At 43.7% G+C, this 25,499-nt stretch carries 21 protein-coding genes and 1 pseudogene; 9 read left to right on the plus strand and 13 right to left on the minus strand.

Annotated elements, in window-relative coordinates; genetic code table 11:
- Positions 1 to 199 precede the first annotated feature (199 nt).
- From KTE19_RS00615 to KTE19_RS00625, 3 genes are all read left to right on the plus strand, one after another.
- Positions 200 to 514: a DMT family transporter gene (locus tag KTE19_RS00615; RefSeq protein WP_217161959.1), complete on the plus strand. Its 315-nt coding sequence runs from the start codon at positions 200 to 202 to the stop codon at positions 512 to 514.
- 194 nt (positions 515 to 708) lie between these two features.
- Positions 709 to 786, plus strand: a complete 78-nt coding sequence (locus KTE19_RS13880) for a putative holin-like toxin (RefSeq protein WP_249778404.1) — start codon at positions 709 to 711, stop codon at positions 784 to 786.
- Between the two features lie 392 nt (positions 787 to 1,178).
- Positions 1,179 to 1,730, plus strand: a complete 552-nt coding sequence (locus tag KTE19_RS00625; RefSeq protein ID WP_217161957.1) for an NUDIX hydrolase — start codon at positions 1,179 to 1,181, stop codon at positions 1,728 to 1,730.
- 105 nt (positions 1,731 to 1,835) lie between these two features.
- Here KTE19_RS00625 and KTE19_RS00630 read toward each other — a convergent pair whose 3' ends face one another.
- The 3 genes from KTE19_RS00630 to KTE19_RS00640 form a co-directional block, all read right to left on the minus strand.
- The gene (locus tag KTE19_RS00630) at positions 1,836 to 2,414 is read right to left on the minus strand and encodes a DNA-3-methyladenine glycosylase I (RefSeq protein ID WP_217161955.1); all 579 of its coding nucleotides are present in this window, start codon (positions 2,412 to 2,414) and stop codon (positions 1,836 to 1,838) included.
- Positions 2,415 to 2,678: 264 nt separating this feature from the next.
- On the minus strand, positions 2,679 to 3,950 hold the full coding sequence (gene pyrC, locus KTE19_RS00635) for a dihydroorotase (protein ID WP_217341382.1): 1,272 nt from the start codon (positions 3,948 to 3,950) through the stop codon (positions 2,679 to 2,681).
- A gap of 24 nt (positions 3,951 to 3,974) precedes the next feature.
- The gene (locus KTE19_RS00640; RefSeq protein WP_217341389.1) at positions 3,975 to 4,922 is read right to left on the minus strand and encodes an aspartate carbamoyltransferase catalytic subunit; all 948 of its coding nucleotides are present in this window, start codon (positions 4,920 to 4,922) and stop codon (positions 3,975 to 3,977) included.
- A 690-nt stretch (positions 4,923 to 5,612) separates the two neighbouring features.
- On the opposite strand from KTE19_RS00640, the gene KTE19_RS00645 reads away from it, so the two are divergent.
- Positions 5,613 to 6,674 (plus strand): carbamoyl phosphate synthase small subunit, encoded by a 1,062-nt coding sequence (locus KTE19_RS00645; protein ID WP_217341383.1) that lies wholly within the window; start codon positions 5,613 to 5,615, stop codon positions 6,672 to 6,674.
- Positions 6,674 to 9,742, plus strand: a complete 3,069-nt coding sequence (carB, locus tag KTE19_RS00650) for a carbamoyl-phosphate synthase large subunit (protein ID WP_217341384.1) — start codon at positions 6,674 to 6,676, stop codon at positions 9,740 to 9,742. Before KTE19_RS00645 ends, carB begins: the two co-directional genes overlap by 1 nt.
- A 257-nt stretch (positions 9,743 to 9,999) precedes the next feature.
- Here the strand turns inward: carB and KTE19_RS00655 are convergent, their stop codons facing one another.
- Both KTE19_RS00655 and KTE19_RS00660 read right to left on the minus strand, forming a co-directional pair.
- Positions 10,000 to 10,773 carry an acetoin reductase gene (locus tag KTE19_RS00655; RefSeq protein WP_217165073.1) on the minus strand — a complete coding sequence of 258 codons (774 nt, stop codon included), beginning with the start codon at positions 10,771 to 10,773 and terminating at the stop codon, positions 10,000 to 10,002.
- A 137-nt stretch (positions 10,774 to 10,910) separates the two neighbouring features.
- A complete protein-coding gene (locus tag KTE19_RS00660) occupies positions 10,911 to 11,684 on the minus strand; it encodes a (S)-acetoin forming diacetyl reductase (RefSeq protein WP_217165071.1) in 774 nt (257 codons plus the stop codon).
- A 360-nt stretch (positions 11,685 to 12,044) separates the two neighbouring features.
- Here KTE19_RS00660 and KTE19_RS00665 point away from each other — a divergent pair.
- Positions 12,045 to 12,397: pseudogene (locus KTE19_RS00665) on the plus strand (hypothetical protein).
- 242 nt (positions 12,398 to 12,639) lie between these two features.
- Here the strand turns inward: KTE19_RS00665 and KTE19_RS00670 are convergent.
- Complete coding sequence (locus tag KTE19_RS00670; protein ID WP_217165069.1) at positions 12,640 to 13,728, minus strand: PTS sugar transporter subunit IIC; 1,089 nt, start codon at positions 13,726 to 13,728, stop codon at positions 12,640 to 12,642.
- Between the two features lie 428 nt (positions 13,729 to 14,156).
- Between KTE19_RS00670 and KTE19_RS00675 the strand changes: the two genes are divergently transcribed.
- On the plus strand, positions 14,157 to 16,001 hold the full coding sequence (locus KTE19_RS00675) for a hypothetical protein (protein WP_217165068.1): 1,845 nt from the start codon (positions 14,157 to 14,159) through the stop codon (positions 15,999 to 16,001).
- A 238-nt stretch (positions 16,002 to 16,239) separates the two neighbouring features.
- Here the strand turns inward: KTE19_RS00675 and KTE19_RS00680 are convergent, their stop codons facing one another.
- The 7 genes from KTE19_RS00680 to KTE19_RS00710 form a co-directional block, all read right to left on the minus strand.
- On the minus strand, positions 16,240 to 17,727 hold the full coding sequence (locus tag KTE19_RS00680) for an MFS transporter (protein ID WP_249778488.1): 1,488 nt from the start codon (positions 17,725 to 17,727) through the stop codon (positions 16,240 to 16,242).
- Positions 17,728 to 17,883: 156 nt separating this feature from the next.
- Entirely contained in the window at positions 17,884 to 18,756 is an 873-nt protein-coding gene (aroE, locus tag KTE19_RS00685) for a shikimate dehydrogenase (RefSeq protein ID WP_217164672.1), read from the minus strand.
- A 14-nt stretch (positions 18,757 to 18,770) separates the two neighbouring features.
- On the minus strand, positions 18,771 to 19,277 hold the full coding sequence (locus KTE19_RS00690; RefSeq protein WP_217164669.1) for a shikimate kinase: 507 nt from the start codon (positions 19,275 to 19,277) through the stop codon (positions 18,771 to 18,773).
- 11 nt (positions 19,278 to 19,288) lie between these two features.
- Entirely contained in the window at positions 19,289 to 20,140 is an 852-nt protein-coding gene (locus KTE19_RS00695) for a prephenate dehydrogenase (RefSeq protein WP_217164667.1), read from the minus strand.
- Between the two features lie 18 nt (positions 20,141 to 20,158).
- Positions 20,159 to 21,445, minus strand: coding sequence for a 3-phosphoshikimate 1-carboxyvinyltransferase (aroA, locus tag KTE19_RS00700; RefSeq protein ID WP_217164666.1), 1,287 nt, complete (start codon positions 21,443 to 21,445; stop codon positions 20,159 to 20,161).
- Positions 21,446 to 21,455: 10 nt separating this feature from the next.
- Positions 21,456 to 22,622 carry a chorismate synthase gene (gene aroC / locus KTE19_RS00705; protein ID WP_217164663.1) on the minus strand — a complete coding sequence of 389 codons (1,167 nt, stop codon included), beginning with the start codon at positions 22,620 to 22,622 and terminating at the stop codon, positions 21,456 to 21,458.
- Between the two features lie 26 nt (positions 22,623 to 22,648).
- Complete coding sequence (locus tag KTE19_RS00710; RefSeq protein WP_217164661.1) at positions 22,649 to 22,960, minus strand: chorismate mutase; 312 nt, start codon at positions 22,958 to 22,960, stop codon at positions 22,649 to 22,651.
- Positions 22,961 to 23,375: 415 nt separating this feature from the next.
- On the opposite strand from KTE19_RS00710, the gene KTE19_RS00715 reads away from it, so the two are divergent.
- Positions 23,376 to 24,401, plus strand: a complete 1,026-nt coding sequence (locus tag KTE19_RS00715) for a polysaccharide deacetylase family protein (protein WP_430681864.1) — start codon at positions 23,376 to 23,378, stop codon at positions 24,399 to 24,401.
- Between the two features lie 101 nt (positions 24,402 to 24,502).
- Positions 24,503 to 25,267, plus strand: a complete 765-nt coding sequence (gene aroD, locus KTE19_RS00720; RefSeq protein ID WP_217164657.1) for a type I 3-dehydroquinate dehydratase — start codon at positions 24,503 to 24,505, stop codon at positions 25,265 to 25,267.
- The last annotated feature ends 232 nt before the right edge of the window (positions 25,268 to 25,499 follow it).

The raw sequence follows: 25,499 nt of genomic DNA on the forward strand, positions 1-25,499 counted from the left end.
TGTTGGTACTTTTGACAATTCCATTAGGTCTTTGAAGGAATTGTGAGGGGTACCATTTTCTTTTAGCCAGCAACGCCAAGCAGAAAGCTACTTGTAAGGACCTCTGAGAAAAATTCCAAACCCAGGAATTTCTCTCAGAGGACACTTACACTCCGCTTTCTAACCGCTTTGCTACGCTCACTTATTTGGAGGATTTCTTATGAATTGGATTACATTAATTATCGCAGGCCTTTTTGAGGTCGTTTGGGCAATCGCTATGAAATTTAGTCACGGATTCACTAACCTCACGCCAACCATTGTCACCTTTGTCGGCATGCTAATTAGCTTCTTTTTACTCGCCCACGCCACTAAAACATTACCTTTAGCCATCGCCTATCCCGTTTGGACTGGCATCGGCGCAGTTGGAACCGTGATCGCCGGAATTGTCTTATTTGGTGACAAAATTTCGGCCATCACTTGGGCGTTTGTCGTGATGTTACTTATTAGTATTGTTGGAATTAAGATGACCAGCTAGCTCCTTTTTGGTGGTCAAATTTCAATCGACCTTTTTCTAGGGAATCCGTCAAAATTCCTATATAATCTTACTTTGTAGAGAAGTTAAGGCGGTGGCTATTTCCAATTGGAGGTGGTGCTTATGGTGTTACAACGATAAGCTCAGATCCTATGAAAGGAGTAGCATGAGTGTCCGTTTCGGATGCCCTACAATTAATGTTGGCTTTCGGTACTTTTATCGTAGCCTTATTGGCATCAGTTGTTGAGTTGACTAAAAATCAGCGAAAAAAATAACCGCCTTAGCTTGGCAGAGCTAGCGGTTATTTAACCCTAAAATGCCACCGTCTTAAACGGCTCTATAAGGGAAATCCTTGTCTGATAGGGTCTCCGTTTTTCTATTCGTTATTATATCACAACTAAATCTTTTATTGGTAATCCGACCTTTCTAAAACGTAGAGACGGTGTTTCACAATGTGCTAAACTAGAAGTATTGAATTCTGTTCCTTAATAACACAAGCAAAATTGCCATTACTTTCAGCATATTTTTAGGACAGCTACTCAAAGCAGAAACTTCCACCTAAGCACCTGCTACAAAAATCCCCAAACCCGGGATTTCTGTAGCAGAAGACTTAGGATCCAGTTTCTAACCGCTTTGATCCGCTCACTTTTTCATAGGAGGTTCATCCATGTTTAAAACTTGGCATCAGCCCGGAAAAATTCTGGACCGCAAGAATGTCTATTCTGGTCGTGTTTTTGCCGTTGATCAACTCCATATTCAAACCCCAGACGGCTTGAAGGTGGAACGAGATCTCATTAAAACATCCCCGACAATTACAATTTTAGCAATGACCGCCAATCAAGAAGTTGTCATGACCAGCGAATACCGGGCTGGCGTCAATAGTGATTCCGTTTCCTTACCGGCTGGGATCGTCAATCCTGGTGAAACCGCTGAGCAGGCTGCCAAGCGGGAATTGCGTGAGGAGACTGGGTACGTAGCTCAATCCGTTACAAAGATGACCCGGATCACCTCATCAGAAGGCTTCATGGATCAATTCGCCGACCTCATGCTCATTGGTTTTGATCCGGCTGATCAGGTTCAAAAGCATTTCGACAAAGACGAATTTGTTAATAGCGAACTAGTCCCTTTAACTCAAGTCGTGGAGTGGATCAAGAATGGTAAAGTGAATACGGCCCAGGCGGTATCGGCGGTTGGGTACTATACAATGTTTCTTAACTAAATCCTTGTTTTGAATACTTCTCAAGCAATCAATTTTTATTGTTTAGAAACGAAAACAGCGTCTTTAGCCCTTTCAACTTTGGCTAATGGCGCTGTTTTCGTCTGATTAATCTCCAGCAATTTCTCTGTAGACAAAACAGTCAACTTCATGATCATTGACCATCCCAACTGCTTGCATAAATGAATAGATAATGACCGGACCAGTAAACGAAAAGCCGGCTTTCTTCATTTGCTTACTGATTTGCTTGGCTAAATCAGTCGTTGCCGGAACTTGTTCATGCGATCGATAATGATGCTGAATTGGCTTACCAGTAACAAACTGCCACATGTAGCGATCAAAGGTGGTACCTGAACCAGCTAGCTTATTAATGACTTTGGCATTATTAATAATTGCGATCAATTTGCGCTGGTTGCGAATGATATCGGCATTTTTCATTAAGCTTGGCAGGTCATTTTCCATCCCTTGAACCTGACGATAGTCAAAGTCATGGAAGGCTTGCTTAAACGCCGACCGCTTTTTTAAAACCGTCTGCCAGCTTAGTCCAGCCTGCATGATCTCCAAGGATAATAATTCAAATAAATGCCGGCTATAGTGGCTAGGCCGGCCCCACTCTTGGTCGTGATATTGCTGCATTAACTGGTTGTCAGTATTAGCCCATGAACAACGAATAAGATTAGTTGCCATTAGTTACCTCCATAGTTAGCATTATAATTCAGCAACAGCTCAATAGCTAGGTGGTCACCGTTAACTACAAACCATCTAGGATTAGTCGGTAAATTGTTTATAAATGTAACTGGCTTTCCCTTCATACATTGATAAAACCTACAGCAAGCGGCAGATTCCCGCCACATAAAAAAGGCAATGCATTTCAAGATTCAAAATGCACTGCCGTTTTCACTTAAATTCTGAGATCAAATTACCCTTCATCCTAATCGCTTAGGATTAATCTTACTTCTTATAAACAACCTTGCCATCAACCAAGGTCATCACTGTCTGGCCATAAACGGTTTCGCCAGTAAATGGGGTATTCGTTCCCTTTGAAAGATAGTCGCTTTCTTCAAGCTTGTGAGGATCATCCAAGTCAAAGATTGCAATATCAGCTGGTTGACCGACTTCCAGCCTCCCGGCATCAGCCATCTTAAAGACTGAGGCAGGCTTTTCTGCCATCCAATTAATGAGTTGAGCCAGGGTAAAGATCCCCGTCTTAACAAATTTCGTATACAACATGTTAAAGGCAGTTTCACTACCAGTAATCCCGAAGGAAGCAGTGGCAATTGAGCCAGCTTTATCTTCCTTTGTGTGAGGCGCATGATCGGTGGCAATCATATCAATGGTGCCATCTAGCAAGCCTTGAATCAAAGCCTGCCGATCACCTTCACCACGCAATGGCGGATTCATTTTGTAATAAGGATCATCCGTCTTAATATCTTCATCAGATAACAATAAATGATGCGGCGTTACCTCAGTCGTTACATGAATACCAGCTTTCTTGGCAGCCCGAATGATATTAACCGTGTGCTTTGAAGAAGCGTGGCAGATGTGGTAATGAACGCCAGTTGCTTCGGCTAAAATAATATCTCGCGCTGCTTGAGCCGTTTCACTCACCCAGGGCATTTCCTTTAAGCCAAGCCGTTTGGCAGCCCCACCGTTTAAGACACCGCCATATGTAAGGGCATCATCTTGAACATGTTCAACAATCGCCATGTCCAATTTAGCTGCCTGTTGCATAGCCTCGTACATCGTACTGCTTTTTTGAATGCCGTTGCCATCGTTACTAAAGGCAAAGGCACCGGTTTTTTTCAAAGCAGGAAAATCAACTAATTCATCACCGCCCCGATTGGTAGTAATCGTTGCATATTGTTTGATGTGAACCACGCCGTCTTTTTGATTCAATTTGATCACATTGTTGAGATTCTCAGGACTGTCAGGGGCTGGGGTTAAGTTTGGCATTGCGCCAACAGTTGTAAAGCCACCATGAGCAGCGGCCATGCTACCGGTTTTAATCGTTTCTTTTTGTTCCTGGCCCGGCTGACGATAATGGACATGAACATCGACTAAGCCTGGACTAACAAAGTTATTCTGGGCATCAATAACATCATCGATACCATCGCTTCCTATTGTAGGGGCGATTTTTTTAACAACTCCATCCTCAATCAAAAGATCTCGACTAATCAGTTGACCATTTTCTAAAATCCGACCATTGGCAATCACACGTTTCATCAGTTTGAATTCTCCTCGCTGAAATTAATATTCTTCTTTTACAAGTCCTCGGTAACGAAGCATACTGGTCATGATCGCCATCCGGACAAAAACACCGTTAGCCATTTGAGGGAAGATTCGGGATTTGTCACATTCAACCAATGAATCGGCAATTTCTACGCCGCGGTTAACTGGAGCTGGGTGCATGATAATTGAATGTTCTGGCATCATCTGTTCACGTTCTTCCGTCAAACCATACATTGCGTGATACTTTTCTGCAGAGAAGGTGCCATTTTCATCGTCAGTGATCCGCTCGTGTTGAACCCGTAGAAACATCATAACGTCCATCTGAGAAACCAGGTCATCGATTGGCATCCAGTCACCATATTTAGCAAATTCTTCGGTGTACCATTTCTTTGGTCCGCCAAAGTAGACGTGAGCACCCAGCATTGTCAAAACTTCCATGTTGGAACGGGCAACTCGTGAGTGGATCAAATCACCAACGATGGCAACTTTTAAGCCTTCAAAGTGACCAAACTCTTCATAAATGGTCATCATATCAAGTAAGGATTGTGAAGGATGTTGACCAGAACCGTCACCGCCATTGGCAATTCCAACGTGGATATTAGGATCTGCAATCAAATCCTTGTAGTATTCGTTCTTACGATCCCGAATGGCCATCACGTCAACGCCAATTGCTTGGAATGTCTTGATCGTATCACCCATTGATTCACCTTTGTTAAGTGAACTGTTTGAGGGGTCGAAGTTAACCACTTGCAATCCTAATTTGCGTTCAGCCATTTCAAAGCTGGTATGAGTTCTGGTGCTGCTTTCAAAAAACAGGTTTGCGGCATAGGTTGGTCGCTTTAATTCAATTTGCTTACCTGCCTTAAAATCTGAGGCTTCGTGGATAAATGATAAAACATCTTGGGTTGAAAGATCTTCCATACTTACAACGTTCTCAAAACTAACTGGCTTCGTAATTTGCATCATCATTGGTTTCCTCCTAAAAATAAGTGAGCGGATCCAAGCGGTTAGGGATCGGAGTGTAAGTCTCCTTGAAGGAAAATTCCTGATTTTGGAATTTTTCTTCAAGGTGCTTATATGCAGGTCACTGCTTGGAGGAGCTGTCCTAAAACAAATAAAAGCGCCTTGCCATGTTCGCAAAGCGCTCCTTTTTGTGTAGTGGAATCACATTTTTAGGACGTTTTGCTCTCACGGGAACAATTAAATCGTCATCATATTATCTGCATAAAAAAATCCCCTCTACCACCGCAGGGTAAAGAGGTTGAGCAAGTCCCAAGATAGTCTCAGGTTCACCGATTCCTTATTAACCTCACGGGGTTAAAATTAAAGGTTCTTTTTTTGTTATCTGAATCATATGCTATTTTCAGAAAAAAAACAAGGCATTTTGAAAAAATATTTTTGAAAATGATTATTTATCCAAAATGAAACAAGATTCAAATAATGACGTTCATCTTATCTATACTGGCTTCGTTTGAGGGAATTTTTCAATTAGTAATAAATATACATATCGTTTTTAAAATGTACATAAAAATCCAAATATCGGCAAATAATGCATAAACGGACTTGACATTTACTCAAAAAGCTCCTATCTTTATACATCAAAAGCGTTAGCCGCTTGTATCACATAGATGTTAGCAGAATTGAGGAGGTTCGGACATGAAAAAATATTTAACACTTGAAAATGGGGATGTCTTTGTCGGAACGGCCTGTGGCGATTTAGCAGGTGAGATTGACGGCGAACTGGTCTTTACCACCAGCATGACCGGCTATCAAGAAACATTAACCGACCCATCGTACAAAAATCAAATTATCACGTTCACTTACCCGTTGATCGGTAATTATGGTATTTCACTGGGAACCAATCAATCGGACAAAGTTGAGGCCGCAGCGGTTGTCATGAAAGAGATGACCGACCAGGTATTCCACTACCAAAGCGTCATTTCACTGGACGCCTACTTGAAACAATCAAAGATCCCCGCAATCAGCGGTATTGATACACGGCAGCTAACAAAAATCATTCGCCAATATGGAACAATGAAAGCCAGCTTAACGAATTTCCCAATTGACACTCAAAAGACCGCAAATGATCATCAGGCATCAATCATCAAAATGGCTTCCTTATCCGCTTCAGGCGACAAAGAAAACGATCACGTTGTCGTTGTTGACTTCGGTGTTAAAGATAACATCGTCAGGTCAATGCAACGTCCAGGAATTGATGTGACAGTTGTGACACCAGACTCCACCTATGAGGATATTTCAGAACTTCACCCAACTGGCATCCTCTTATCAAATGGTCCTGGCGATCCACAAGATTATTCGAACTTTCTGCCAGTAATTGAAAAACTCCAAGCTAATTTCCCAATCTTCGGCATTTGTCTGGGTCATCAACTCTTAGCCTTAGCTAACGGCGCCAAAACTTACAAAATGACGTTTGGCCATCGCGGCATTAATCATCCAGTCAAAAATCTGGAAACCGGCGACATCTTCATTACCTCCCAAAATCATGGTTATGCAGTTGATGCTGACTCAGTCAAATCAACACCGCTTAAAGTGACTGCCTTGGAAGTTAACGATAAAACAGTTGAAGGCTTGCGTTATCCCGGCCGACCAATCTTCTCAGTTCAGTACCATCCAGAAGCAGCTCCTGGACCACACGATGCCACTAAGCTTTTCGATCACTTTATTGAATTAATGCATGCTCACGAGGAGGTTCACTAATGCCAAAACGAACAGATATCAACAAAATTGTCATCATCGGCTCGGGTCCAATTGTAATTGGACAAGCCGCAGAATTCGACTATGCCGGCAGTCAAGCTTGCTTAAGCTTACGTGAAGAAGGCTACGAAGTCATTTTAGTGAACTCCAACCCCGCCACAATCATGACCGATGATGAAATTGCCGACAAAGTATACTTGGAACCGCTGACCGTTCCAAGCTTAAAGAAAATTCTCAACAAAGAGCATCCCGATGCCATCCTCCCAACCCTAGGTGGTCAAACCGGATTAAATTTAGCCGTTGAATTGAGCAAAGACGGTATCTTGGATAAGCTCAACATTGAATTGTTGGGAACAAGCTTGAAGACCATTAACCAAGCTGAGGATCGAGAACAATTCAAAGATCTTATGGAAGAACTTCACCAACCAATTCCCGCATCAAAAACAGTTTACGATTTGGAAACCGGAATCAAGTTCGCACACCAAATCGAATACCCGGTTATCATTCGACCTGCGTATACTTTGGGCGGAACTGGTGGCGGAATTGCGCATAATGACGATGAAATGACCACTATTTTAAATCGTGGTTTGACCATGTCACCATCGACAGAGTGCCTGGTAGAAAAGAGTATTGCCGGTTATAAAGAAATTGAATTCGAAGTCATGCGCGATCATCATGGCAGCTCAATTATTGTCACTGGAATGGAAAACTTCGATCCAGTTGGTGTGCACACCGGCGATTCAATTGTGTTTGCCCCAACGCAAACTTTATCCGATAAAGAATATCAACGATTACGGGATGCTTCCCTGACAATTGTTAACGCCTTAAAGATTGAAGGGGGCTGTAACGTTCAGCTTGCCCAAGATCCTTACAGTGAGAATTACGACGTCATTGAAGTTAACCCTCGAGTAAGTCGTTCATCAGCTTTGGCCTCCAAGGCAACCGGTTACCCAATCGCCAAGATTGCAGCTAAGATTGCGGTTGGCCTCAATTTGGATGAAATCGTGAACCCAATAACGCAAACCACATTTGCAATGTTTGAACCTGCTTTAGACTATGTGGTTGCTAAGATCCCCCGCTTTGCCTTTGATAAATTTACAAACGCAGATCGCAAACTAAGGACCCAAATGAAAGCAACCGGTGAGGTCATGGCAATCGGTAGCAACATTGAAGAGTCACTCCTTAAAGCTGTCCAATCCCTTGAATTAGATAAACAGGCTCAGGTTGATTTGATTCCTGATTACACCAAAAAATTATCAATGGGTGACTTGCTTGAAAAGATTAAGACACCCACTGATTACCGATTGTTTGAACTATTTGCAGCAATTGGTAAGGGTGCGACGATCCAGCAAATCAACCGTTCAACTCAGATCGATATGTACTTCCTATCCAAACTAGAAAACATCATCAAAATGCAACAAAAGCTATCTGACGGCCTGCTCAGTGCCGACTTAGTTCTTGATGCTCGCAAGCTTGGTTTCAATAACACCATGATCAACGCGGTTCGGCCAGTGACGGATCAAGAATTAACGAAGCTTGATAAAATGGAAGATCAACACTTGGTTTACAAAATGGTTGATACTTGTGCCGCCGAGTTCGAGAGTACAACTCCTTACTACTACAGTACAGTTGGTAACGAGAATGAAAGCAAAGCTCTCGGCAACAGCATCGTTGTGATCGGTGCCGGCCCCATCCGAATTGGTCAAGGCGTTGAGTTCGATTATGCAACTGTTCACTGTGTGAAGGCAATTCAAGCAGCTGGCTACAATGCGATTATTATCAATAACAATCCAGAAACTGTTTCAACTGATTTCTCCATTTCCGACAAACTCTACTTTGAACCATTGGATATCGACAGTGTCATGAACGTGATCAACTTGGAGAATCCAATCGGCGTCATCGTTGAATTTGGTGGTCAAACTGCCATTAACTTGACTGAAGCCCTCACTCAGCACGGCGTTTCAATCTTAGGAACCTCACTTCATGGTATCGAACAGACTGAAGACCGTCATGAATTTGAAGATCTTCTGATCAACCAAAACATTGAACATCCCAAGGGTAATACAGCCACCACTGCTCCAGAGGCGCAAGAGATTGCCAATAACCTCGGTTTCCCAGTACTTGTCCGTCCAAGTTTCGTTTTGGGTGGTAAAGGCATGGCAGTCGTTCATGATGAAGATGAGCTAAACGAATATCTCACTCCTGCCTTAAAGGCCAGCCATGGTGAACCACTTCTAATTGATCAATACATTCACGGAACTGAATGTGAAGTTGATATTTTGAGTGATGGTCAGGATGTCTTTGTCCCTGGAATCATGGAACACTTGGAAGGTTCCGGCATTCACTCAGGGGATTCAATTGCCATGTACCCACCGCAGCATTTATCTGACGAAACCAAAGATAAAATTGTCTCAATTGCCACTAAGATTGGTAAGCAGGTTCACGCAGTCGGCATGATGAACATTCAATTTATCGCTGCCAATGACACAGTTTATGTCATCGAAGTAAACCCACGGGCATCTCGAACTGTTCCATTCATGAGCAAGATCACCAAGATGCACTTGGCTCAATTAGCAACCCAATTGATTCTTGGCAAGTCGCTCACTGACCTTGGCTTAACCCCAGGCCTTTACCCAGAACCAACGAAAGTCTACGTTAAAGCGCCAGTGTTCTCATTTGCTAAATTACCTGGTGCGCCAACCGCATTGAGTCCAGAAATGAAATCAACCGGTGAAGATATCGGCAGTGGCGACACGCTTCAAGCTGCCATGCACAATGCCTTATTTGATAGCTATCACATTAATACCAATGACCTTCACGGAATTGTCTTAATTTCCGAATTTGATGCTAACGACGACCATGTCGCCAGCAAGTTAAAGAGTGCCGGTTTTGAAGTTCAAGCTTACAAGCAACACATGAATTGGCCGGAAGATATTGCTTTTGTCCTATCATCAGAGGATGAAACGGCCAATGAAAAACAGTTGGTTGCAAAAGCACTGAGTCATCAAGTACCTGTCTTTACAGCTCAGGATACGGTTTTAGGAATCTTTCAGCCACAACTCATAAAGTAATCAACACAATTCAAAACAGGCTTTAGCCTAGAGCCACAAAAAGCTTCCCAACCAGACATTTCGTCTGTGTTTGGAAAGCTTTTTGGCTTTGATTTAAACAATTTGAATGAGCTGACATTTTCGTTAATATTGCGCAGGACAGCTCCTCAAAGCAGAGATCTACATGTAAGCACCTTTGGCAAAAATCCCAGAACCAGGGATTTCTGCCAAAGGAGACTTACGCTCCGGTTGCTAACCGCCTGGATCCGCTCACTTCTTTATACGTACTTAATTCCGCCATCAACCATGATAGCTTGACCCGTAATATAATTGGCCTTTTCGCTTGCCAAGAATGATACTAAGTTGGCCACATCTTGTGGTTCCTCACCACGGCCTAATGCGATTCCCTTAAGATATTCCTTGAGTGATTCGCCCTTGGCAACGTGGTTTACTTGACCCATTTCTTCGTCGATTTGATCCCACATTGGTGTCAAAACAATTCCTGGGCAGTAAGCGTTAACTGTGATTTGGTCGCGGGCCAACTCCTTAGCTGCGGCTTGGGTTAAACCACGGATGGCAAACTTGGTTGCTGAGTAGCCACCAAGTAATTCGAAGCCTTCATGACCAGCGATTGATGAAGCATTGATAATCTTACCTGGAGTGCCTTGCTTCTTGAATTGAGCTGCGGCAGCTTGGATTCCGAAGAAAGTTCCCTTAACATTGATATCAAGCAATTTGTCTAAATCTTCTTCAGTGGTATTGCAGATTTGAGCAACGTGGGCAATTCCAGCATTGTTCACGAATACATCCATTTGGCCAAACTTGGCAACCGTTTGCTTTACTGAGTCAAAAACTTGATCCTTATATTGAACATCTGATTGAATCGCGATGGCATTGCCACCATCTTGATTGATGTCGTCTGCTACACGTTGAACCTTATCCAAATGACGGCCGGATAAAGCAACATCAAAGCCATCTTTGGCTAGCTGACGCGCAATTCCTTCACCGATTCCTTGACCGGCACCTGTAATTAAAGCAACTTTGTTAGTCATGTGTGTATCCTCCATTTTTGGTTGTTGTTAGTTGAATCGATTTATTCTGAGATGGTGTCATTGGAAATTTAGAAATTTTTTCTGTTATATTGCCGAAATGTGCTCCGATTACTATTCGCTTGGTTTCGCACTCTTTTCTACTGAAATTGCATCCCGCCATCTACAATTAACGTTTGGCCAGTGACGTAATTTGAATCTTTTCCCGCTAAGAATGAGACTGCTGCGGCAACGTCTGATGGTTCTGACAAGCGTTTCATCGCGATGTCCTTGGCGAAGGTTTGCATGCCCCATTCATCGCTCTTACCAGCATTTTGACCAACCTCGTGGGCAATATCAAACATCATGGGTGTCTTAACAATTCCAGGTGCAAAAGCGTTAGCCGTAATTCCTTCTTCAGCCAAGTCGCGGGCCGTCGTCTGCGTAATGCCACGAATCGCAAACTTAGTCCCAACGTATAAAGCTAGGTTAGGATTGCCAACAACGCCGGCTTGTGAAGTGGCGTTGATGATTTTGCCGCCATGGCCGAATTTCTTGAATGCCTGATGAGCAGCCTGAGTTCCCCAGAGGACGCCACCAACATTAACTTTGTAGACCCATTCAAAATCATCTGGTGTAATGGTATCAATTGGCGTTGTTGGGCCAAGACCAGCGTTATTGACGATCACGTTAAAGTCACCAAATTTGTTACTGGCTTCTTCAACAGCCGCAAAAACTTGATCCCGATCTGATACATCAGCTTTAATTGCTAAAGCTTCACCACCATTATTGTTGATGTCGTCAGTAACCTTTTGAACCTTGTCTAAATGGCGGCCAGCAAGGGCAACCGCGAAGCCATCATCGGATAAACGGTGGGCAATCGCCTCACCAATTCCTTGACCAGCACCAGTAATCAACGCAACTTTTTTACTCACTCTAAATAACCTCCATGTCATCTTGTGAACTGAATTACAACTTATGCGTGAATTATAAGCTCATTGTTTGTGAAACGCAATACAATGATTTTTGGCAATAATTTTCATTTTCCTGCTCTAATATACTAGTTGATTTGGCTACAAATGCAGTCACTATAATAAATATGAGTCATTAACCAGGAAAATCATGACTTTATACTTATTCCGAATGAAAATAAAGTCGTTTTATTTGCGCTTTATTCTCAAAAGCTGTTGAATATAAATGAGTTTTGAGAATTATTTATTTTGTTTTGATTGATGTCTTAAGCAACTCATCTGAATAATAATCAAATGAGTGCATTGTTAAGGGGAGGAATTTACATGTTAGATGTTAAGAAATCATTGGATCGGCTTACTTGGAATACGCAGCACCACTTTGCCCACATTGAGGCCCAACACGATTTTATGCGGGCTTGGGCAATTCAATTTGAGTTGGCATACACCGATTTTCGGGTGGTTGAGATGGCACTCCAATTGGATGGCAACCATCACGACTTGTTGGCTGCATTCGCAGCAGCCTATGAAAAAGTTTACGATTACGAATATGCCTTCGTAGCTGGGGGCTTGAAGGCTTTAATGAGAAATACGGCGATAAGATCGAAGATTATCGGGCAGCAGCCAATGATTTCCTCAAATTAATTGACCAAGTCAGAGAGCTCAACGGCAAAGATTAATTCTCCATTATTGAAGATCAACATAATGACAAAAAGCCGGGACATTAGTCGGCAAAGTGTTTATAAATGCAACTTTGCTTTCCCAATCTTATAATGATAAAATTTGTGACAAACGGCTGATCTCTGCCATTTAAGCCAAAAAAGGAATGCATTCCAAAATTCAGAATGCATTCCTTTTTTCACTTAAATTCTGCGATCAAATCGCCTTTGATCCCACTCTTTCAAATAGATTCAATCAGTCATTAAACAATTTCAAGATGAAGTTGTTGGTCCTTGACCCAGTGAAGGCCGAGCAGCAAGCGATATGAAACAACTGAGATAGCTGCTGGAACAACAATTCCCATAATCAGGTAAGCAACAAACATGTTCATGCTGGTTGATGCCAAATTAAGTGGTGCAATGAATGAATTAAGGCCTAAGCCACCCAATGTGTATGGTACTTTAAAGCCAAAAAATAATGTGGCAATTGGAGCGGCAACGATGGCTGATAGCATAGATGGAATTGCCAACCGCGGATTTGCCAACAGATTAGGGAACTGAACCTTGGGAGTGATAACCCCTTGAGCAATGTTAGCTCCCAAGTTGTTTTGGCGCCATGAAATGATGGTAAAGCCAACGAACTGAGCAGTCGTCCCGATTAAGGCAGCCCCAGATGATAATGGATCAAGCATAACTGCGACGGCCAAGGCTGCCGAAGATGCTGGTGTCATCAAGAAGATTGACCATGCCAAGGCAACACACATCGAACCAACCAATGGATTGATTTCCATTGACTGGGCAATGAAGGCACTTAACCAGTTGAGTGCAGGGGTCGTCACACTTGCCAAACCAAGGCCGGCGATTGAACCAACCAGCGTAGCGCTTAGTGGAACAAGCATCATATCAAGTGGCGTTTTTCCGCTTAAATATTTGCCAACTAAGGCAGCGATTAATCCGGCTGCCACAGCACTAATTGGCTGACCAGTTGTAAATACCCCGGCGCCTGCAACTTGCGCCATCTGATTACCAGTAGCCGTAGCGGCGTGAACGCCCGAAGAAATGAAGTAAACAGCGTTAGCACCCACAGTTGCGGAAATCATTGAACTAAATAATACCAAAGTATTTGTCTTTAACTGTGAGGCGACCGCTGCACCAAATGCCGGAGCCAGCAACCACTGTGCGATTGCACCAACTTGATGTAATTGTGGCCAATTAACAAAGTTGGCAATGGTTTGGGTTAACAATCCAATCCCTAACATAACCAAAACGGCGTTTGAAACGCCCGCTGAAACCAAATAAACATAATCTTTAACGGTCAACTTTTCGGCTGGCTTCTCTGCTGATGCTTCCATACGCAAAACCTCGATTTCTAATATGATAAAATAATGATAAGATAATGATAAAAATGAAATTGTTTTAATTAAAGCATCATAACAGTGCCATGTCAACAGCTATTATGAATAATTTTCTAATATAATAAGCAATTTTAACACAATCGCAATTTTTATCCGTTTAGTTGGTTAGAGAATAGCATCAATGCCCTGCTGCAATATATGTTATAATTCATCTGTTATTTATAGTTGAAATCGGAGGTTGAACTGAAAGCAACTTTATGAGCAAACACGGCCCGGTTGTCGGTACCCGTCTCGGGTCAAATGCATTCGTCATATAATCAATACCGACAAATTGATGCCATTTTGTAATAGTTTAGGTATTGGAGTTAGACTCATGTATAATAGGCTTAACATATTAAGTCAAATGTTGAGAGGAGAAAGATTGAATGCTTAGTTATTTTGCGTTGATCACTTTAGTCAAGCTATCAGGTTTATTATTGCCATTTATCTGGTTCTTGGTTATTGCGAATCGCCGGGGCCGACTTTACGGGATTTTAGTCGTGATTGTCCTGTTTATCGTTAGTTATATTAACACCTACTTCAGCTTACCGGATCTCGCTTATCCAGCAATGATCGATAATTGGTTGATGTGGCTCATTGGCGGCTTCATTGTTGTCGCTGTCCTCAAACGATTTGTTTATTCACCAGATGCAGTTGCTAGACGAAGCGAGGCAGCTGGCAATGGTTTTATCGGTCAACTAATCCAGCGTTTCACCGGCGCTTTTGGTTGGGTTGGTAAAGCCGCTCTGGCCGTTATTTTGGCTGTAATTGTCTTCATCATTTTAGGCAGTGTTTCTTCATTAATAACCACAATGAATCCACAGCCAGCTGTTAACTCCATCAAAGTCGATATGAATGATGACACGAAGAGCGCTCCTATGCCGGTGATTAAAAATAGCAGCGAAACTCCGGTCGTGAATGCACCCCAGACCGTTTCGACTGATATGAACAACTCATTGAATAGTTTCAAGAATTCTAACGTGTATGACCTGAACCACATGCGGGTTCAAATGTACCGTGGCAAAATGGTTTATGTTGCTCCAGTTGAATTTTCAGGTGGCTTCTGGCGTTATATCCACTATTTAAAAGTTCCCGGTTACTTTAGAACCGACGCCACAGATAAGAACGCCGATCCGAAATTTGTCGCCAAGCCAATGCGATACACCCCAAGTGCCTACTTTAACCGAGATGCCGATCGGCGGATCAACGCCCACAGTTTAGGTTACTCAATGGTTGGATCAACGTCGCAGTTGGAGATTGATAACCATGGAACGCCATATTACGTCCGAACATTGGCCAAGCCACTTTCCTACCTTAACCGAAACTACGACTATAAACACTACAAGGTGGCGGTTTTGAACACCATTACCGGTAAGGTGAACGTTTACTCGCCAAATAAAGTGCCGAAGTTTATTGATATCGCTGTTGCTCCAGAATTTGTGACTCACGAAGTTTCAATATTTGGTAAGTACCGTCACGGTTTCTGGAACGCAACGAGTTTTGGTGGTCATAGTGGCGTTATGAAGCCAACTCAAGCTGGGACTGAAGGCGGCGACAAGTTGACACCTTATGCCTATAAGGGCCGAGTTTATTACTTCACTGGGATGACCAGTGTCAATGAACACCAGAGTTCAATTCTGGGTTATACTTTCGTTGATGCGCGTACCAACACCCTTCACTATTATCGAGAACATGGAAACGTCATGACGCCTGAGCGAGCCATTTCCTATGCGCAACAAGATATTAATCCTCAGAACTATCGTGGGACTTTGCCATTGCTTTATCGGATCAATGGCAAGCCTACGTGGGTCGTATCCATGTTGGACCGAGATAATAACTCATTCATGAAATTTGTTTATCTGCTCGCAGACGGTAATAACCAGAGCGGCACCTATGCAATTGGTGATGATGCTCAAAGTACGCTGGCGTTGTTCAATCAGCGACTTGAAGCTAAAACAGGTGTGGCTGTCAGTGCACCAACTGGCAAGACGATCAGTGGAACGATTAATCGAATCGTCCATACTGACGACAGTTTGCTGTTTATCATGAAGAACAGCAACCAAGTTTACAAGTTGGACACCTCCGCTAAGAACTTCAAGCCAATCTACCAATTCATTTCTGAAGGCGATAAGGTCAGTTTCAAAGCCGAATCAACCAACAGTAAGAACGAGTTGGCAACGGCTAATGTTTCACTGGATACTTTTAAGGATCAATCATTAACTCAAAAATAGATTGGGACGAAAGGCAATTTGATCCCAAAATTTAAGTCAAAAAAGTAATGCATCCAAATTTGGAATGCATTACTTTTTTTGCTTAAATGGCGGAAATCAGCCGTTTATCTCAAGTTTCGTCAATATAAGAATGGAGAGCCAAGTTGCATTTATAAATTCCTGGCTCTCAGCCTCCCTTTGAGGACTCTGAATATCGAGCTGATAATCAGCTGAGTAACTCAAACTTGTTTGGTGTCATCTAATGACTCATTCCCGTTCTGAGCATTCGCTGCTTTTCCAATCGCTGGGCCCAAATGCTAATCCCCCATGAAATCAGCATCAGAATTAATGACAGGATCATGATGTTATGTAATCCATTGTATAGGATTATCCGCATCTTGGGAATTAAATGGTGAGGCAATGAGCCAACACTTGATGCATCGCTTAACTCGTTGAGCATTTTCATTGTAACTGTGCCACCAGAGTGCAAAACACCGGCTCGCAGGGCATTATTAAGAACCAGGCCAAAAATTGAAGCCATGAAAGCCTGCGCCAACATCCGAATCAAGAAACTAAACGAAGTCGCAATCGGCACGTCGACCATATCAGCATCTTGCTGAACTTTGATCTGCAATTCATTGAAGCAGGCACCGTTACCAAATCCTTCGAAGGTCCCCGCAACTAATAAGACCCAGTATGGCGCCTTAACCCCCGCAAAGACCATCATTGCAAATGTGATCACCAACATAATAATCCCAACCGCGATCACTTTTTGAGGAGACAAATATCTTCTCATTGGGGCCACGGAACCAGAACCCAGAAAATCCGTTACAGATCCTGGAATCTGGGTAGCCCCACCAATTAAGGCGGAAGTTCCCAGCAATCCCTGGGCCCACATTGGACTATATATCAAGAATCCAATAAAGGCACCCCAAATCAACGTAAAGAGAACAAAATCAATCATCAATGGTAAATTTTTGAACAATCGACTCGGAATAATTGGATCTTCTACTCGCAATTCAACTCGGAACATGGCTCCAAGAATTACAAATGACACCAAGATAATCGCTGACACAATCATCCCATCAGCCGCGCCAATCATTTCAATCCCGGCCAGTAAACCGACCAAGCCGATGGTCATGAGGGTTGCCCCAACATAGTCCACCCGGCCGTTTGGTTTGGGTAATTTGCTCAAACGATAATAAACTTGAACCAGCACAATTGAAATGAGCCCAATTGGGACGTTTAAATAAAAGACCCAATGCCAACTAAAGGTATCAACAATGTAACCACCGACTAGTGGGCCAATAATGGTCGCCATGCTGTAGCTGGCAGAAACGAATCCCAGTACCTGCATCCGTTTCCGAGGATTCTGATACATCCGGGCATAAATAATATATGGCAGAGAAATCATCCCACCGTTTCCGATTCCCATAATGGTCCGGGCAACAATGAGGAAAATAATATTGGGCGACATTCCCTGTAAGAAGGACCCCAAAACAAAAAGTGAAGCAGCTAATTGATAACTCCGCTTGTTACCAACGTGCTCACCTAACTTACTCCAAAGTGGCGTGCTTACTGCTGTTCCAAGCAGAAAAACAGCCACAATCCAACCAATTAATTCAATTCCATGAAGGTCGGAAATAATTGCTGGTAATGCGGTATTAATGATCGTGTTATCCAATCCACCCATTGCGTTTGACAGCAATAATGCACAGGTAACGATCATGATATCTCGTTTTGACAATGCCGTTCCCCCCTCTTTTAAGTTCACCTTATCTATATTACAACTTTTGAGGGAGTGAGAAAATCATAAACTGGGACAATGGCTGATTTGACCTGAAATTAATCAATTGGGCCAATTTGAATCTATTAGACTAATTATCAAAATATTTCATTGAGATCAAGGACGTTGGCGGGCAGCAATTTCTTGATTTACCGCCGAAATGACAGCATCAACAGGCATTTTTTGCCCCGTCCATTCCAAGAAAGACCCAGCGGCTTGATGAACCAACATCCCGATCCCATTATATGTACGGCTGCCTTGTTCTTTAGCAGCTTGCACAAACGGTGTCGTTAATGGGAAATAAATCACGTCAACTACCACATGGTGCGGACCAAAGTGGTCAATGACTGATTGGCTGACGGGCAGCTCACCATCTTTGGCCATCCCAACATTGGTGGAATTGGCAATTACCTGACTACCGTCAACGGCCTGGATCATTGCCGTTTCGTCTTCATAGTCAATCACTTCGACGACGTCCGACCAATTTTCTAATTGCTGCTTAACGCTCATGAAGGTGGCGTTCCGTCGTTTAAAGACATTAATCTTAGCTGCTCCGGCATCAATAACGGCAGCGATAATTGCCCGGCCGGCACCCCCAGCGCCAAAGATCGTAACCGTTTTGCCGTCGAGATTAATTTCCTGTTGCTTTAAAGCATCAACGAAGCCCTGGCCATCGGTGCTATCCCCAATCAATTTTCCACTCCGATTTACGACAGTATTGACCGCTTGAAGCCGTTCAGCCCGCGGGGTAATCTCATCAAGTAGTGGAATCACATCCGTTTTTAATGGCATCGACAAATTAAAGCCACCAATCTTCATTGCCCGCATTGCGTCCAAGCTTGCCTTCAAGCCTTCACCGGTCACGTCAAATGCCAAATAAGCGCCATTAATGCCAGTCGCTTTGAAGCTGGTATTATGAATCAGCGGCGATAAACTGTGGGCGGCCGGGTGAGCCAATAATCCAAATAATTTTGTATAACCATCAATCATGCAGATTCCTCCATTTATTGATTGACAAATAATTTGCGACTAATTGCTTCAACCACTTCAGTTGGCTTCAGGCCATCAGTGGCAATTCGAAAGTCGCTCACTTGTTCATAACGCTCATCCCGTTCACTTTTAAGGGTGACCAAACCAGTTAATCCAAGTTCTTGAGCAAGAGGGCGACCGGTATCATCCCGCAATCGTTCCATAATCGTTTCAGGGAGCACATCCAGCAGGATAACCGGTACTTTGGTGTTTTGAAGCAACTCAAAATTCATATCTTGAATGGGCGTTCCACCCCCTGTCCCTAAAATTCCTTCTTGATCTAATGATTGAATGAGGGCTTCATGTTCCAGCTGGCGGAATGCCATTTCGCCACTTTCTTCGAAAATTTGTTGAATGGACTTCCCTGCCATCTCGACGATCACATCATCCAAATCATGATAGGGTGTTTTTAATTTTTTGGCGAGCAAATTGCCAACGGTCGTTTTGCCACTTCCCATAAAGCCTACCAGTATTGCTTTCATAAGCGTTCTCCTTAGTTATCGAGGGATTCCCTAATCTTCTTAGCCTTCGTAAATGTCTGAAAAATGGTTTGCTCATCACCGTTTCTGATTGCGGTTTGCAGTTGGGCGAGCTGATCCTTAAAATCGTCAATTTCTTCAGTGATGGCATCCCGATTGCTCAACATGATTGCCGTCCACATTGTTGGATCGGACGCCGCAATTCTGGTAGTATCTTTGAATCCGCCAGCAGCGGCTTCCAGTCCAATTGGATGACTTGCCAAACTCTCAGCGATTGTATTGACCAGCGTTGTCGCCACGACATGGGGAACGTGGCTGACTTCACTGACTAATTTGTCATGTTCGGAAGCGCCAATCTCCAGCCAGCGAACCTTGGCAGGGGCCATCAATCGTCTGAATTCGCTGAGTTGAGCATTAGTTTGCGAACCGGAAACCAAAAAGTAAATGGCGCCTGTAAACAACTCTGTCCGGCCGGCCTGACCACCCGACTGATGAGAGCCCGCCATTGGGTGCCCACCTAAAAACGCAATCTGGTTAGCGATTAATGGCTTGGCTGCTATCATAATATCAGCTTTTGAACTACCAACATCTGTAATTAAGACGTGATCTTTTAGCGACATCGCCGACAGCTCTCGAATTTGATTCACAATAACGGAAACCGGCCCTGCTAATACAATTAAGTCTGCCAGTGGCGCCGCTTGAGAAAATGACAACCGGCGGTCAATGATGTGTTTGGCTAACAAAAACTGGCTTGTCCCGTCATCCGGGTCACAACCAATAATTTCAACGGTTTGATCGGCTTGTCGCATGATTCTGGCAATCGAACTGCCGATTAGGCCCAAGCCACTCACAACAATCGTTTTCATCTGGACTCACCTCTCAAATCAAAGTAGCGTTGCTAAGTCATCAAAAAATTCTGGATAGGAAATATTGATACTATCAGCACCATCCAAAGTGAGTGGCTCATCAACCAACAGGGCCGCAATCGCCATGACCATACCAATTCGATGGTCACCATGGCTGCTTAGGTGGGGATTATTGACATGCCAAGGTTTGGTGCCATCAATGATAAAGCCATCCGGCAACTCTTGAATCGCAATTCCAAGTTTCTGAAATTCCTCAACAATGACGGCAATTCGGTCAGTTTCTTTTACCCGAAGTTCACCCGCCCCGGTAATTTTACTGATCCCATCAGCCTTAGCTGCCAGCAAGGCTACTAACGGTAGTTCATCGATAACGGCAGGAATGTCTTTGGCGCCAATTTCAATTGGCGTCAAGTTGGCACTATTGACAGTAATGTCCGCAGTCGATTCACCTTGAGATTGTTCGTTTGAGAAATGGATTTTGCCACCCATCTGCTTCAAAATTGAGATCAACCCGGTTCGCGTTTCGTTTGTCCCCACGTTCAATAGTTTGATTTCAGAATTGGGAACCAAGCTCCCTGCCGCCACGAAAAATGCGGCTGAAGACATATCTCCGGGAACATTCAGGGTAATTCCGGTCAGCTTGGGTTCTGGGTGAACGGTTAACGTAACGTTGTCCGGCTCACAATCAATTTTGGCGCCAAATGCTTTAAGCATCATCTCAGTGTGATTTCTGGTTGGCTGCTTCTCAACAAAGATAGATGTTTTATCGGCTTGAAGCGCAGCCAGGATCAGTGCACTCTTTACTTGAGCGCTGGCAACTTTCAAGTGATAATCGCCCGCATGGAGTTGTTCACCATGGATCATGACCGGTAAATGGCCGTCGGTTGTTTCAATCACCGCACCCATTTCTGCTAGGGGTTCACTTACCCGCTTCATCGGCCGTTTAGAGAGCGATGCATCCCCAACTAAGGTGGTATCGAATTTTTGACCAGCCAACAAGCCCATGATTAGTCGGGTGGTTGTCCCAGAATTCCCCATATCAAGCGGGTGGCTGGGTTGTTTTAAGCCATGCAGGCCGACCCCATCGATCACAACCGTTTGGCCATCCCGCTTAATCGGCACCCCAAGTTGTTGAAATGCTTTCAGGGTCGACAAGCAATCCTGCGCGGTTAAGAAATGGTGCAAAGTTGTTTGCCCTTCACTGATAGCACCGAACATGATCCCCCGATGAGAAATACTTTTGTCCCCGGGAACCGTCAACTCTCCTCGAAGGCCGTTGCTTGGTTTTGCTTGTAGTTGTTTCATCGTCGCCCTCCTAGAAGTTTTCTATTTCTGCTTTGTATGTGGCTAATTGCTCCTGCAGCCGTTGAAGATTGTCACCATCAAATTTATCGGTAATTGCTTTGGCCAGTTCAATTGCCACGACACTTTCAATGACAATTGATGCCGGCACAATGGCCGTCGTGTCAGAACGTTCAACGCTGGCCTTCTTAACTTCCTTGGTTTCAACGTCAACACTTTGAAGGGGCTTATATAGCGTTGGAATTGGCTTCATTGCGGCCTTAACAATAATTGGCATCCCATTAGTCATCCCGCCTTCAAAGCCACCGAGGTGATCGGAATTCCGGAAAAAGCCATCCTGCTTATCCCAGTCAATTTCATCCATAACTTGGCTTCCCATATGAGTGGCAGCCTTGAAACCATCACCGATTTCGACACCCTTCATGGCATTCACGCCCATCACAGCTGCGGCAAGTTTGGCATCTAATTTGGTATCCCAACTTACATAACTGCCTAAGCCAGCTGGCACATCGGTGGCAACTACTCTGATGATACCACCAAGCGTATCACCGACTTTTTTTGTTTGGTCAATCAGATCATGAATTTGATCCACTTTTGATTGATCAATAATCCGCAGATCGTTTTGCTCAACCTCCGCTTCAATTTTGGCCACATCGAGTTCTGGGTTGTCATCCGTCGCAACTGGTCCAATCTGTTCGACATAGCCGGCAATCTTAATCCCCAATTGCTCCAAAAGCTGCTTGCAAATGGCCCCGATCGCTACTCGAATTGCCGTCTCTCGTGCCGATGAGCGTTCCAGCACATTTCTGAGGTCACGGTGACGATATTTCATCCCACCCACCAAATCTGCATGTCCCGGTCGTGGGCGTTCAACTTTTCGTAAAGTGTTTTCAGCAGTTTCAGGGCTCACTGGGTCCATAATTTCATTCCAATGTGCATGGTCGCGATTGTTCACAACCAGCGCGATGGGGGATCCCAGTGTGATGCCATGGCGAACACCGCCAACCACCGTTACCTGATCGTGTTCGATTTGCTGGCGGTTACCCCGGCCATAACCACCCTGGCGCTTTTTGAGTTGGGCATTAATTTCGTCAATATTAAGCTGGAGCCCAGCTGGAATGCCTTCAAGAATTCCAGTTAATTGCGGCCCGTGAGATTCTCCTGCAGTTAAATAGTTCATAAATTGTGCTCCTTTATATTTTCAGTTTAGTTGCCTTCAATCAAGCGATGCTGGTAATCTCTGGAATTTTTTAAAATCGCTTCGTAAACAGCCGCAACATAGTCGGTGGTTTGGGAATCCGGACTAACAGTTTTCACTCGGTTAAGAACTTCAGTTTCCCGATTGCGATCCAAAACTTGGAGGTCATCTTGTTTCTTAATTTGACCAATTAATGCAGCCGTCTGAAACCGTTGAGTCAATAACCTCACAATCGAATCATCCAACTGATTGATTTGTTCTCTGGCACATTTAATTTCTTTAGGTGCATCTATTGTTGATCCATTCACACGATTTTCCATATGCTCACCTCATATTTTCTTGAGAAAAAGAAAAACCAGCTAGATAATTATCCAGCTGGTTTACTAAACTCGTAGAAGAATGGTAACTTACCCAGCTAGACTGATGCGTCTAGCGGGCCACAACAAAGCTTTTGACTTTGCACCACTTGACGCGAACGCGCATGCTGCGTCCGCATCTAAGCGGACGCTATCTAAAGTAGGCATAGTCAAAATAATAGGCATTTACAGTCTGAGTTAGCTTTGTCATCACATTAATTCCTCTCTCTTTTAAGTTATAGTCATTAAAACATATTAGAAATTATTCGTCAACCCTAATTGTTTTCTCATTTTAATTAATTGTTTAATTGACTTACATTTCCGTCAATGCCAGAATGGTTTTGTAAGGGATTGATACATTATCGACACACTTGAGGGAGTGATCACTTTGTTTAAAAAACAGTTACTCATCACGCTTGGAATTGCCGCAGCTTCAGTATTTGCATTTAATTCACAATCAGTTCAATCCGTTTCTGCAGCATCCAGCAAACCATTAACTTTTGGTGATATCACCAACAATAATCTTCATCGAATGGGCACAATTCGTCAGCTCACGCGTTCTCAGCTAGCGGAAGATCACAAATTGACGGGCAAACAGGTTCAACAATTGGTTTATCTCCCATTGCCTAAGCGACTCACCGCTCACAACTTTACGTTAAGCCAGACACATTTAACCATTCATTTGGTCAAAAATGCCTACAACGTCAGCCGCGTGGTCATCCCGTTGAATAAGCTTACTGGGATTATTTTGAACCGTTACATGCCTAAACAATATGATTATGTGAAGCCTAAAACCCCTAAAAAGGTCGTTTCATTGACCTTTGATGACGGCCCGGATCCAACATTGACGCCAAAACTGCTGAAGATTTTGAAGCACTATAACGTTCATGCAACCTTCTTTGAAGTCGGGAGTAGTGTGATGAAGTACCCCAGCACCAGTCGGCTGGTTCTCAAATATGGTGACCAACTTGGCAACCACTCTTGGAATCATCCCCAATTGACTAATCTGAGTAGTACCAGTGCTCTCCATCAGATTGCCTTAACCGATGCAGCAATTTATAAAGCAACTGGTACGCTACCCCAATACGTTCGCCCGCCATATGGGGCAATCAACTCCCGAGTCGGCAATTTATTTGACCGGCCAATTATTCAGTGGTCCGTCGACTCACGGGACTGGGCTTACCTGAATACCCCGAAGACCGTCAGCCACGTTCTGGCGACCACCCACAACGGTTCGATCATCTTAATGCACGATATTCACCCAACTTCGGTTGCAGCCGTTCCCCAAATCATTAAAACCCTTAAAAAGCGGGGATACACATTTGTTCTTTTGCCAAACTTGATTCAACGACCACTTCTCTCTGGACTTCAATACTTTGGTCGAGGAGATTACCGTGGTGTTTGATTAAAAGGCAAACTTGCTAAATTTTGTCAGGCCCATTGAACGACACCCGACTAATTGGTAAAATAAACGCAATTATTTGTCACGGAAGGAACACGGAGATCATGAGCGGAAAAGTAACCGTTAAACAAACAATTTTTCAAACCGGGACAACTAAATTGGCCGTTCCAATTACAGCAACCACGGCCCAAGCGGTATTAACCGCAGCCCAAACTATTAAGACTGCTAAGCCCGATGTCGTTGAATGGCGGCTCGACTTTTTTAAGCCGGCACTGATTGATCATTCTCTCACTAAAACAACTGCCCTTAAACTCAGAAAGCTATTAGGAAAAATCCTCTTACTGACAACTTTTCGGACAACTCATGAAGGCGGCAACCAGCCTATTAGTGATGAGGCCTACTTTCAATTATATGATTGGCTGATTCAAAATCAGTTGACCGACATGTTGGATATTGAATTGAATCGCGATTCCAATCGCGTGGCTGCCCTCATTCAGTCCGCCCACGACCACCATATCGCGGTGATTTTAAGCAATCATGATTTTACCGCCACTCCCACGGAAGCAGAACTGGTTGACCGACTCACGCAAATGCAGGACCAGCACGCAGATATCGGTAAAATTGCTGTGATGCCGCAAAAGCCTGAAGATGTTACAACGTTATTAAAAGCAACCCGAACGGCTTCAGAACGCCTTAAGATCCCAATCATTACCATGTCAATGGGTGAGTTGGGCAAGATTACCCGAATATCCGGCCGCCAAACTGGTTCGGTCCTATCATTTGCCACAGTTGGCCAAGCCTCAGCCCCCGGACAAATTCCGATTGAAGCCTTGCGCCGAGAAATGAACACAACTGAATCAAAAAACTGATCTTGAGATTGGGACGAAAGGCGATTTAACGTCGGGACATCTATTAATTTTAATCGATGATCATTCACTTAGATCACCCTAGTTACTCGGATAAAAGCTGCGCCAAACGGCTGATCCCTGCCATTTAACGAAAAGAACCAATTATTCCAAATTGAAGTGAACCCCAATAGTTGGAGATAATATTTAATAATTTTTAGGCACATAACTGGTCGTTGTGAATCCGGTATTCAAC

It is taken from the genome of Lentilactobacillus dabitei, assembly GCF_019061365.1.
In the GTDB taxonomy this organism is placed as follows: domain Bacteria; phylum Bacillota; class Bacilli; order Lactobacillales; family Lactobacillaceae; genus Lentilactobacillus; species Lentilactobacillus dabitei.